Below are 12,032 nucleotides of genomic sequence, written 5' to 3' on the forward strand. Positions count from 1 at the left end.
TAAAGCCTCTGAAGGAGGATTACGTGCCCGACACCTCACTTGATGCCTTTGTTGCCGGCCTGCCCAAGGCCGAACTGCACCTGCATATCGAAGGCTCGCTGGAGCCGGAGCTGATGTTCGATCTGGCACAGCGCAACGGCATAGACCTGCCCTACGCGTCGATCGAGGCTCTGCGCGCCGCCTATGACTTCTCCAACCTCCAGGATTTTCTGGATATCTATTATCAGGGCGCCAATGTCCTGCGCACCGAAGAAGACTTCTATGATCTGGCCATGGCCTATTTTAAAAGGGCGGCCGCCGATAATGTCCGCCATGCCGAAATCTTCTTCGATCCGCAGACCCACACCGATCGCGGCATTCCCTACGCCTATGTCATCGAGGGCCTGAACCGCGCGGCGAAGGATGCCGAGGCGTTAGGCTTGTCGGTCTCGCTGATCCACAGCTTCCTGCGTCATCTCTCCGAGGAGGCCGCCTTCGAGAGCCTGGCCATGGCCGTGCCATATCTCGATAAGATCATAGGCGTTGGGCTGGATAGTTCCGAGGTCGGTCATCCGCCGTCGAAATTCACTAATGTCTTCGCCAAGGCGCGCGAACTGGGCCTCAAACTCTGCGCCCACGCCGGCGAAGAAGGCCCGCCGGCCTATGTTTATGAGGCGCTGGATATCCTGCACATCGACCGCATCGACCACGGCAACCGCTCGCTGGAAGATCCTGTTTTGGTAGCACATATTGTGCGTGAAGGCATGACCTTGACGGTCTGTCCGCTCTCCAATCACAAGCTCTGCGTGGTAAAAGACCTGAACGACCACCCGATCCCCGACATGCTGGCAAAGGGTCTGCGCGCCACGATCAATTCCGACGATCCGGCCTATTTCGGCGGCTATGTGAACGACAATTTCCTCAGCTTGACCCGCTGCGGCCTGATCGACCGCGAGGATTGCCTGACGCTGGCGCGCAACTCGATAACCGGCTCTTTCCTGAGCGAGGAGCGGAAGACCGCCTTAATCGCTGAAATAGAGGCGTTCGCGGCGGAACACTGACGGCTGGGGCGCGGCCACGGCCGGCAGATCGGCTTGAAGCTTGCCTGGCAGGTCCGGCGGCGCCTCGTCAAGGATCGGCCCGCGCGGCAGGGGCGAATATGACCGGCTCGGTACTGAACGCACCGGAGTGGTGAACAGCAAACCAAAGGCGGCGCTGGAGGCTACGACTAGGCCGCCGCCAACCAGCAGACATAAGGCCAGCCGCAGGCTGCCTGGATCGCGGTAGTGATAATAGAGACCACACAGTACGGCAAAACTGACCACCCAGGCGATCAGACTGCCGCGCACCGGATAATCGGGCGCGACCCGCCGCGCCAGCAGCGAGGTAAATAGATATATCCCCTGCAAGTAGATATGCAGCCCAATGATCCAGCCGGCCGCGCGCCAGGCATTGGCCCAGTAAAGCCCCCAGTCGCCGTTCATGAAATTCTGCGTCATGAAGGCGGCATCGGCGAGACTGTTGCCCAAGGTTTCGCGCATCCCGACAGCAAAGGCGGGAAAATCGGCATAGCTTTCGGAAGATACCGGCAGCAGAAATTTCACCGCCAGCAACAGCGCAATCGCCAACTGCCACTCGATCAGCCTTTCACCCAGCCAGAGTATAAAGCGTCTGATAGTCATGAAACTGCGCCTGAAAATACCGGGCCAGTATAGTGGCTATGGCTTTTAAACACCATAACGGTAATGGCCGGTGATTTCAGCGCCGAAGAGACTGTCTTCCTGCTTTGGTCCCCAGCCGATATTGTGGATTATCAATGGCCGTCGCCTGTCTTCGAGAGCCCGTTCATCGCTGACAATAGCGATGTGAGGGTAGTTGCCCGGCAGACGATAAGTAACCAAATCACCCGCCACATAATCTGCCGGATTATGCGTCATAGGCAGGGACCGGCCATAGCGCCTCAGGAACACGCGCAGGTTAGGCACGCGACGGTGGTCAATGTTGCGGTCAGGGTGCGACAGACCCCAGTCTTTCGGGTACAGGCTGAAATGCGCCGCCATATCCTCATGTACCTGCTGCTGAAGGTCGCCCCCTATGGCGCGATAGGCACGGATTACCACATCGCTGCACACCCCCCTGTTTTGGGGTACATCTCCCATAGGATAGGGAATGCGCGTGTAGGCGCTATCATAGGTTACGGAATGGCGGGTCTGCTCATGCGCAGCCTTGAGAAAAGCGCCGCACTTATCTGGCGTGGCCAGGGCTGGCCCAGAGAGGACCATGCCTGAAAATCCAGACAGAAAAGCGCGGCGGTTCATGATCAGTGGGTCGCGTCTTCCATGCCCTTGCCGACGGCGGTGATATCCTTGCCGACGCCTTGGATGGTGTGACAGGCGGACAGCACCGGCAGAAGGGCAATAACAGCGATCAGGGCGAAACGTTTCATGGTGGATTCCTCAGATTTAACAGCTTGCGAGCCTGACTCGCAATTGCGGCGAATTTACGGGAAATATGTCCCGCCGCAAACAGGAAAAGGCCCATGACGCCAGCGCCATGGGCCTTTGATAACATCGTGGGCAATCAGTTGCTGGCGGCGCTTTCCATGCCCTTGCCAACAGCGGTCACGTCCTTGCCGGCCCCTTGGATGGTATGGCAGGCGGCCAGGATCGGCAGGATGGCGATAACGGTAAACAGTGCGAGGCGCTTCATGTCATTTGTCCTTCTCAGATTAGGTGGCATCAGGCGCCACGTAAGATCAGAATTGAGTTTTGCGCATAAGGATTCAATGAGCGCGTCTTATGGATAAAATCATGGCGACATCGGGTAAGCATGGCGCCTGACGCCGTAAAAGCGTATGAGCGCCCCTATGAAAGACCCGATTATCATTATTGGCGCCGGCCCGGCCGGGCTGATGGCCGCCGAGATTTTAAGCGCCGCCGGAAGGCATGTGGAAATCTATGACCGTATGCCTTCGGTGGCGCGCAAGTTCCTGATGGCCGGACGTGGTGGGTTGAACCTGACCCATTCCGAGCCGTTTGATCGCTTCGTCACTCGCTACGGCAAGCGCGCGCCCCTGCTGAAACCAGCACTGGAAGCCTTTACGCCGAAAGACCTGCGCGCCTGGGCCGACGGGCTGGGTGCGGAGACCTTCATCGGCACATCGGGGCGTATATTTCCGAAAGCCATGAAGGCGTCCCCCCTGCTGCGCGCCTGGCTGAAACGGCTAGAGGCGCAGGGCGTGGTTCTGCATACCCGGCATGAGTGGCGCGGATGGCAGGACGGAGCGCTGTTGTTCAATGACGATGTGCGGGTAACTTCGGCAGCCACCATATTGGCGTTGGGCGGGGCAAGTTGGCCGAAGCTTGGCGGCGATGGCGGCTGGACCGGCCTGCTGGCGGAAAAGGGCGTTGAGATAGCGCCTTTCCAGCCAGCCAATGTCGGTTTCCAGACGACATGGAGCGCGCATTTCGCCGACAAATTCGCCGGTGAACCGCTGAAAAATGTCGCCGTGAAATTCGCCGGCCGTGAGGTGAAGGGCGAGCTGATGCTGACGCGCACTGGCGTCGAAGGCGGCGCCATCTATGCCCTTAGCGCCGCTTTGCGCGATGCCATTGCGAAAGACGGACACGCCGATCTGGTCATAGACCTGCGTCCCGATCTGTCCGCCGACCAGGCGATCAACAAGCTGAAACGTGCCTCACCTAAGGACTCTTTAAGCAACCGGTTGCGCAAGGCGCTCAACCTGTCGCCGGCAGCCATTGCCCTGGTGCATGAAAAGCCAGGCGCCGACTTCAAGACGGTGACCGTGCGGCTGACTGGCGCGCAAGGCCTGGATCGCGCCATTTCCTCAGCCGGCGGCATCAGGTTTGAAGCCCTGGCGCCAGATTTCGAACTGAAGGCCCTGCCAGATGTCTATGCGATCGGCGAAATGCTCGACTGGGAAGCCCCGACCGGCGGCTATCTGCTGCAAGCCTGTTTTTCGACGGCCGTTGCAGCAGCACAGTCGATATTGGAGGCTAAGAAGCCCCATCTGCGCTAAACGCCTTTACCCGCCTGTCATCCTTTGCCACTATGACAGGAATGAAATCGATATCAGGGGTACGACGTGAAACTCAGCAAGCGTGAAATGCTCGTAACCCTGGCCGCTATTATGGCCTCTGGTGGCGCGAAGGCCGATACTGCAAGGTCCGGCCGGCCGCCGATCGGTGAGCGCAAGTTCGTCAGCCCGGCCATCGAGCAGGTCATCACCCAGACGAAAAAGAAACTGAAGGACAAGTCACTCGCCGCTCTGTTTGAAACCTGCTTCCCAAATACGCTCGACACCACCGTCACCACATCGGTCATTAACGGGAAACCGGATACCTTCATCATCACCGGCGATATCGACGCCATATGGCTGCGTGATTCCTCCGCCCAGGTTTGGCCCTACCTGCCCTATGCCTCCAGGGACAAGGCCCTGACCCAGTTGTTCCAGGGGCTGATCGGCAGGCAGGCACGCTGCATCCTGATCGACCCTTACGCCAACGCCTTCATGCGCGATCCGGCGGCGAAATCGAACCTGGAGTGGTCTCAAGAAGACGATACCGAGATGAAACCGGGCGTCGCCGAGCGCAAGTGGGAGATAGACTCTCTCTGTTATCCCATCCGCCTGGCGCACGGCTACTGGAAGGCCACTGGCGATACCGCGCCCTTCGATGCCGAATGGCGCCAGGCGATGCAGACGGTTGTGACCACTTTCAAAACTCAACAGCGCAAAACCGATCCCGGTCCCTATCGCTTTATGCGCAAGGCGACCTCCTCGAACGAAATGATGCCGCTGAATGGCTATGGCGCGCCGACGAAGAAGGTCGGGCTGATCCATTCCGGCTTCAGGCCTTCGGATGACGCCTGCGTCCTGCCCTTCCTGATCCCGTCTAACCTGTTCGCCGCCGTTTCCCTGCGCCAACTGGCCGAAATGTCCGGCCTCGGTTTCGATGCCACCTTCCGCGCCGAATGCAGCGACCTGGCCAACGAAATCGGCACGGCCGCCGCGCAATATGGCAAGCACCGTCTCCCGGACGGCACAATCGTCTGGGCCTATGAGGCCGACGGTTTCGGCAATACGCTGTTCATGGATGACGCCAATGTGCCGAGCCTGCTGGGGCTGCCCTATCTCGATATCTGCGAGAAGACCGATCCGCTCTATCAGACCACCCGCGCCGCCGTCTGGAGCGACGCCAATCCCTACTTTTTCAAGGGCAGGGCGGCGGAAGGCATTGGCGGGCCGCATATAGGCATGGACATGATCTGGCCAATGTCGCTGATCATGCGCGCCCTGACCAGCGACGATGAAGTGGAGATCACTGCCTCGATCAACACCCTGAAAGCCACCACCGCCGATACCGGCTTCATGCACGAAAGCTTCCATAAGGACGACCCGACGAAGTTTACCCGGCCGTGGTTCGCCTGGGCCAATACCCTGTTTGGCGAACTGGTGCTTGACATTACCCGCCGCAAGTCGAAACTGATGTAAGTGCGCTTTCGGGGGATTAATGCTGTCGCGTCGTTCATTACTGGCTTCCGCCGCCGCTTCCGGTCTCGCCGTGGCCATGCCTCGCCTGGCCGCCGCGCAAACAGTGGGCTACAGCCAGTTCGTCAATCCGATGATCGGTACCGGCGGCCATGGCCATGTCTATCCAGGCGCCAGTGTGCCCTTCGGCATGATCCAGCTCTCACCAGATACCGATAATGCCCGCTGGGATGCCTGCTCGGGCTATTATTACGACGACAAGACTCTGCTGGGTTTCTCGCACACCCACCTCTCCGGCACCGGCGCTTCCGATATGCTCGACCTGCTGGTGGTGCCGGCCATTGGCGAGGTACGTATCAAGCCGGGGACGCTCGCTGATCCTGAAGGCAGTTACCGCACGGCGATGAGCCACGATCAGGAACACTCCCGCCCCGGCTATTACAGCCTTGTCCTGCCGGAAAGCGGCATCCGCGCCGAACTGACCGCCTCGGCGCGTGCCGGCCTGCATCGCTACACCTTTCCCGAAGGCAAGGACGCCCACCTTTTGATCGATTGGGCGCACGGCTTCCGCAATTACGACGGCAGCGCCACAAAGATCATCGCTTCCTCTATCGAGCTCCGCGAAAATCAGGTGCTGGTCGGTTCACGCCAGGTCCGGCAGTGGGCGCAGGGACGTTATATCCACTTCGCCATGAAGCTGTCGCAGCCGGCGGCGTCGATGACCTTCTACAAGGACGACACCGAGATCACCGGCGCCACCACCTATCAGGGCCAATCGCTGAAGGTGGCTCTGCATTTCGGACACGGGTTAAAAGGACCGCTTCTGGTCAAGGTCGGGCTATCGGCGGTCGACATCGCCGGCGCTCTGAAAAACCTGGATGAGGATGGGCTGGGCTTCGATTTCGAGGCCATGTCCGGCCAGGCTGCCGCGCAATGGGACACGCATCTGTCGCCCATCGAGATCACCACCGAGGATATCGGCCAGCGCACCGCCTTCTACACCGCGCTCTATCATGCCCAACTGGCGCCCACCCTGTTCTGCGATGCCGACGGCCGATACCGCGGCATGGACAAGCAGGTACACCAGCTTGAACCGGGCAAGGCCAATTTCAGCACCTACAGCCTGTGGGACACCTACCGCGCTCTGCACCCCCTGCTGACGATCATCGATCCGCCACACGCCGCCGCCTTCGCGCAGAACCTGATCGAACAGGGCGAACAAAGCCCGTCCGGCCCGGTGATCTGGCCCCTGCAAGGTGTGGAGACCTTCTGCATGATCGGCTGGCATTCGGCCGTGGTCATCGCCGAGGCTATTCACAAGGGTCTGCCCGTCGATGCCAAACGCGCCTGGGCGCTTTATCGCCAGTTGGCTTTTGGCCGCAATACACCCGGCCTGAACGCCTACCGCGGCTTTGGCTACATCCCGTGCGACCTTGAGGGTGAATCCGTCTCCAAGACGCTGGAATATGCCTATGACGACTGGGCCATGTCGCACATGGCCCAGGCCGCCGGCGACTATATGAGCGCGGCTATTTTAAGGGAACGCTCGCGCAATTACCGCAATGTCTTCGACTCGAAAACGCAGTTCTGCCGCCCGCGCCTGATGAGTGGCCAGTGGGCCCTGCCCTTCGATCCGCGCAGCATGGGCCACGACTCCAAGCGCTGGTGGGACTATACCGAAAGCAATGCCTGGCAGGCGACCTTCCTGAACCAGCACGATCTCTACGGCCATATCGGCCTGTTCGGTGGAGACGCGGCCTTCGAGGCCAAGCTCGATGCCCTGTTCAACGCGCCCTCCGACCTGCCGCCCGACGCCCCGCCCGATATGACCGGCATGATAGGGCAATATGTCCATGGCAATGAACCCAGTCACCACATCGCCTATCTTTATGCCTATTGCGGCGCGCATTACAAAACCCAGGCACGCATCCGCGAGATTCTGAAAACCCAGTATCGCGCCGCGCCGGACGGCATGGCTGGCAATGAGGACTGCGGCCAGATGAGCGCCTGGTATATCCTGTCTGCGCTGGGCTTTTATCCGGTCGATCCGGTCGGCGGAGTCTATGTGTTTGGCTCGCCGCTGTTTCCACAGGCGCGCGTTCACCTGCCGGCGGGGCGCACGCTGACCATTCGCGCCGAGGGCACGGAAACGAAACCCTATATCGAAAGCGTCACCTGGCAGGGCCGTCCCTGGTCGCGGTCATGGATCAGCCATGCCGAGTTGATGCAGGGCGGCGAACTGGTATTCGTGATGTCGGATAAGCCCAATCCAGCCTTCGGGTTCGATATCACCGACCGGCCACCGTCATTTCAGTTTAGTTGAGCCGGAATACCTTTACATCTCAAACTAAAAGGGAATGGCGAGCCGCCCTTGAGAAAAAAGGAGAATCTGCCTACAGGTTGCAGGCTAGTGCCGCATGGAGTTCTCTTGACCGCATCGCCCCATCCGCTTGTGCTAAAGGGCCGACAGGCATTTCAGGCCGGTGATTTTTCCGGTGCGCTCAGTCTGTGCGGGATGCGTCTGAATGAAGCGCCAGACGATGGCGACGCACTGGAGCTAAAGGCGGTTATCCAGTCCGCCCGCAAGGATTTTCGAGCCGCCGAAACCACCATGCGGCAGGCTATCGCTTACGATCCGGCCAGCGAGTGGGCACTGAATGACCTGACGCACCTGTTGCATTCTCAGGGACGAAAAGCCGAGACCGAGACCGCCGCCCGCGCCGCCCTGATCGCCCGGCCTGAAGACCCGCAGGCACACTTGCAACTGGCTGTTATTCTCGGTGAAAAGGACGACCTGCCCGCCGCCGAATATCACAATCGCCGCGCTCTCGAACTGGCCGGCCCACATCCGCAGATCCTCGTTAATCTCGGCCTGTCCTTTTACAACCAGGGCCGGATTGATGAAGCCTTGCTGGCGCTCATGGAGGCCCATCGCCTTCAGCCGGATTCAGCGCAGATCATGGCGCATATTTCCCGCGCCCATGAGGCCAGACGCGACATGGCCGATGCCTATATCTGGCTGGAGCGCGCCGAAGCACTGGGAAAAAAGACCGGTGAAGATTTCACTCTTTTGCGCGCGCTCTACCTGCGCAATGCCGACCAGCCGCAGCAGGCGCTGGAACTGATTGACCTGTCGAACGATAAGCCAGGCGCCCCGGCCCTGCTGGAACGCGCGGTATTACTCGACAAGCTGGGCCGCCATGATGAAGCCATGCAGGGTTTTGTCATAGCTAAGGCACGTCTGGCCCAGGACATGGGCGTGCGTTATGACGCGGCGAAAGTAACGGCTGAATTTGCCGCGCTGAAAACCACCTTCACGGCAGATACGATGCTGCGGCTTCCGAAAGCGACCGTGCGGCCGGACCGGCCGCAACCAATCTTCATTCTCGGCTTCCCCCGCTCAGGCACCACCCTGATCGAGCAGATGCTCAGCAGCCATCCCGATGTGAGCGCAGGCGGGGAACTGCCATTTGTCCATGAATGGCAGAAACTGGTTGCCGGCCTGCTGCCCGGCGACCAGTCGTTTCCGCAAGCCCTGGCGCAGACCGTTGCCGCCGACTTCCGCCATATTCCCGGCCTGCTGCGTGACTATTATCTCGGCCGTGCGGAAACCTACGGCCTCCTGGACGAAAACAAGCGTTTCTTCACCGACAAGATGCCGCTTAATGACGTCCACCTGCCACTGATCCGGCTGGCCTTCCCGCAGGCGACCGTCATCCGCGTGATACGCCATCCGCTTGATGTTGCCATCTCCATGCTCTCGCATAACCTCACGCATGGCTACAATTCAGGTTACCGGCTGGAGACGATCATCACCCATATGGTGGCGATGCACGATCTCAATACGCACTATGACACCGCTCTGGGGCAACCGACGCTCGACCTGAAATACGAGGATTTCATCGCCGACCAGAAAGGCCATACCCTGCGTGTGCTGGGCCATATCGGCCTTGGCTTCCATGAAGCGACCCTGCGCTTCCATGCCAACCCGCGTCACGCCCCCACGCCTTCCTATGCGCAGGTGTCAAAACCGCTCAATGACCGTTCGATAGGTCGCTGGAAGCCTTATGCCCGCTATTTCGCCCCCTACATGGATCGGATCGGACCTGTGATTGAAGCGCTGGGATATGAGGCGCCTATTTCGGGCTGAAGCGGATATCCTTCAATGCCCACTGAACCGGCGGCGCCTTTTGCGCGAAGGTCAGGCAGAGATCGTGTAAACCTGCCACGGCTGGCACTTGCCCACGCAATTCCACAAGCCCGCCGTGTCTGATAGCCTTACCAATCGGCAGGGCTGCCACAAGCGGACCTTCGCAGGTGTCGAGATGGATATTGAACTCGCCCTCCAGCGTGGTCGGTGTATCCACCTTCACCGGATCGGGATGATTGCCAAGCTGGAAGTTGAACGGGAAATCGGCGATATGGACTATGATTTCAAAGCCCTTTGAAGTATCGGCCTTGCGCCATATCCAGCAGGGATTGAGGATATCCATCAGGATCATTGCCCGGTCGCCCTTGAAATCCGTGCTGTCGTCTTCGAGATTTAGCACCAGCTTGCCGGCACAGGTTTCCAGTTGCTGACTGACGCGTGTTTCCAGCAACGGCCGGGTCAGCAGATAGCTCTTGGGCTGTCCCAGCGGCTGGCCGTTCAGAAAGGTCTGGGTCGTCAGTTTCGTGCCGAGCGGCAGGTTAAGCGGTTCAGTATAAACCGGGGATTTGGCCGTGGGCGCATCACCGCCGGTGGCGTAATGCACCTCGCCCAGCTCCAGAACCTTGTTCAAGGTAGCCGTCACTTTCGCCGCCCCCGCCGAAGTCAGCGACAATTGCGCATCGAATGGCGCCTGATCGTAGCGAATGCCCAATGCGGCCAACCGGTTGAGGTCAGCCGGCAAACGCTCCGTGAAGCCCTGCCACGACCGCACATCAGGCGCACTCCAGCCGATTTCAGCGAAGGCCACCATGCGCGGAAACACCTGGCGCTCGACGCGCTCATCGGTGCGGGCGTGTTCGGTCCAGATATTGCCCTGGAGGCCGAGAATATGCCTTCGTGCTTCAGGTGCGATCTCGTCCGGCGCCGGATTGAACTCATAGGCATCTTTCAGGGTAATGATCTGGCCACGCCCTGGCGGCTCGTCAGATGATCCGCTCTGACGGTGATTGAGATAGAGCACCGGCGCCGGCGACAGTACCGTATCATGGCCGAGCTTCGCCGCCGCCACGGCGCCATCGATACCGCGCCAGCTCATGACCGTGGCATCTGGCGCGATGCCGCCTTCAAGGATCTCATCCCAGCCGATCAGGCGGCGGCCCTTTTCCGTCAGGTGCTGGCCCACCCGGCCAATGAACCAGCTTTGCAATTCCATCTCATTCTTCAGGCCAAGCGCTTTCATCTTCGCCTGAATTTCTGGACTGGCCTCCCATTGCGGCTTGATCGCTTCATCACCGCCGACATGGATATATTCACTGGGGAAGATATCCATCACCTCGTCAAGCACCGTATCGATAAAGGTAAAGGTGCTGTCCTTGACGTTATACAGATTGGGATAGACGCCCCAGTCCGACAGGCCCTGCTTTGGTGGCGTGCCTTCCGTTCCCAGTTCCGGATAAGCGGTGATGGCGGCTGTGGCATGGCCCGGCACGTCGATTTCCGGCACCACGGTGATATTGCGTGCTAGCGCATAGGCCACGATATCGCGCGCCTGATCCTGCGTATAGAAGCCGCCATACATCAAAGGCTTGCCCTGCCTGTCCATACCCGCCGCACCGGCTTCCTGACGGAAGGCGGTTTTGCCCGTCAGATCGGGATAGGCCCTGATCTCCAGCCGCCAGCCCTGATCATCAGTCAGGTGCCATTGCAGGACGTTCAACTTCTGCGAAGCCATGCCGTCGATAATCCGTTTGATCTCTTCCACCGATTGGAAATGGCGAACGGAATCGATCATCAGACCGCGCCACCTGAAACGCGGCGTGTCGAAAATACTGACGGCGGGTAAGGTCACTGCCCCTTTGGCGGCATCAGGCGTCGCCAGTTGCCACAGGGTCACCGCGCCGTAGAAAGCACCGGCGCGATTGACGGCACCGATCGTCACGCCCTCATTTGAGACGCTCAGATGATAGGCTTCATTGTCTTCCGCCACCAGGGTCTGGATACGGTTGAGCCGGATGGCTTGTTCGCCTTGGGCCGGCGCGGCTTCACTGATTTCCAGTGTCAGGCCTCGTGTTTCTTTCAAGGTATCGCGCAGCCAGGTGGCGACACTCATCAGTTCGGCATCGCCCGCCGGGACATGGATTTTCGTCGCATCGCTGAGCGAAAAAGCTCCTTCCCCCAAGGTCATCTGCGCTGGCATTGGTGTCAGGGCCGGCGTCGCCCAGGTGGGCGCGGCGGCCAATGCCGCGAAACAGGCCGAAATGATCAGTCCCTTGCGAAAAGCGAATGGCATGGTTTTCTCCTGATGTATCGCGCAGGTTGCCTGCTTCATAAAAAAGAGCAAGCCCCGCTAAGGAAGCTTGCTCTCAGGAGGAAACAGGTGCGGGAGCAGCGTGA

The 12,032-nt window shown here is 59.7% G+C and carries 10 protein-coding genes; 5 read left to right on the forward strand and 5 right to left on the reverse strand.

Annotation, left to right across the window (positions count from 1 at the left end; translation table 11 throughout):
• Positions 1 to 8 precede the first annotated feature (8 nt).
• Positions 9 to 1,040 carry an adenosine deaminase gene (locus BLO49_RS04425; protein ID WP_415500085.1) on the forward strand — a complete coding sequence of 344 codons (1,032 nt, stop codon included), beginning with the start codon at positions 9 to 11 and terminating at the stop codon, positions 1,038 to 1,040.
• Here the strand turns inward: BLO49_RS04425 and BLO49_RS04430 are convergent.
• The 4 genes from BLO49_RS04430 to BLO49_RS04445 all read right to left on the reverse strand — a co-directional run bounded on the left by BLO49_RS04430 (position 1,002) and on the right by BLO49_RS04445 (position 2,688).
• On the reverse strand, positions 1,002 to 1,661 hold the full coding sequence (locus BLO49_RS04430; RefSeq protein ID WP_090644668.1) for a hypothetical protein: 660 nt from the start codon (positions 1,659 to 1,661) through the stop codon (positions 1,002 to 1,004). The genes BLO49_RS04425 and BLO49_RS04430 overlap by 39 nt on opposite strands.
• Positions 1,662 to 1,706: 45 nt before the next feature.
• Positions 1,707 to 2,261, reverse strand: coding sequence for a DUF1287 domain-containing protein (locus tag BLO49_RS04435; RefSeq protein WP_245678853.1), 555 nt, complete (start codon positions 2,259 to 2,261; stop codon positions 1,707 to 1,709).
• A 38-nt stretch (positions 2,262 to 2,299) separates the two neighbouring features.
• Positions 2,300 to 2,425, reverse strand: a complete 126-nt coding sequence (locus tag BLO49_RS04440) for an entericidin A/B family lipoprotein (protein ID WP_090644673.1) — start codon at positions 2,423 to 2,425, stop codon at positions 2,300 to 2,302.
• Between the two features lie 134 nt (positions 2,426 to 2,559).
• On the reverse strand, positions 2,560 to 2,688 hold the full coding sequence (locus BLO49_RS04445) for an entericidin (protein WP_090644676.1): 129 nt from the start codon (positions 2,686 to 2,688) through the stop codon (positions 2,560 to 2,562).
• A 157-nt stretch (positions 2,689 to 2,845) separates the two neighbouring features.
• Between BLO49_RS04445 and BLO49_RS04450 the strand changes: the two genes are divergently transcribed.
• From BLO49_RS04450 to BLO49_RS04465, 4 genes are all read left to right on the forward strand, one after another.
• A complete protein-coding gene (locus BLO49_RS04450) occupies positions 2,846 to 4,018 on the forward strand; it encodes a BaiN/RdsA family NAD(P)/FAD-dependent oxidoreductase (RefSeq protein ID WP_220083693.1) in 1,173 nt (390 codons plus the stop codon).
• A gap of 66 nt (positions 4,019 to 4,084) precedes the next feature.
• The gene (locus BLO49_RS04455; protein ID WP_245678854.1) at positions 4,085 to 5,491 is read left to right on the forward strand and encodes a glycoside hydrolase family 125 protein; all 1,407 of its coding nucleotides are present in this window, start codon (positions 4,085 to 4,087) and stop codon (positions 5,489 to 5,491) included.
• A 19-nt stretch (positions 5,492 to 5,510) separates the two neighbouring features.
• Positions 5,511 to 7,811 carry a GH92 family glycosyl hydrolase gene (locus BLO49_RS04460; RefSeq protein WP_090644681.1) on the forward strand — a complete coding sequence of 767 codons (2,301 nt, stop codon included), beginning with the start codon at positions 5,511 to 5,513 and terminating at the stop codon, positions 7,809 to 7,811.
• A gap of 105 nt (positions 7,812 to 7,916) precedes the next feature.
• Positions 7,917 to 9,638: a tetratricopeptide repeat-containing sulfotransferase family protein gene (locus tag BLO49_RS04465; protein ID WP_090644684.1), complete on the forward strand. Its 1,722-nt coding sequence runs from the start codon at positions 7,917 to 7,919 to the stop codon at positions 9,636 to 9,638.
• Here BLO49_RS04465 and BLO49_RS04470 read toward each other — a convergent pair.
• The gene (locus BLO49_RS04470) at positions 9,625 to 11,928 is read right to left on the reverse strand and encodes a beta-N-acetylhexosaminidase (RefSeq protein ID WP_090644687.1); all 2,304 of its coding nucleotides are present in this window, start codon (positions 11,926 to 11,928) and stop codon (positions 9,625 to 9,627) included. The two genes, BLO49_RS04465 and BLO49_RS04470, sit on opposite strands and share 14 nt — an antisense overlap.
• Between the last annotated feature and the right edge of the window lie 104 nt (positions 11,929 to 12,032).

It is taken from the genome of Asticcacaulis taihuensis (assembly GCF_900100255.1).
Classification (GTDB): Bacteria; Pseudomonadota; Alphaproteobacteria; order Caulobacterales; family Caulobacteraceae; genus Asticcacaulis; species Asticcacaulis taihuensis.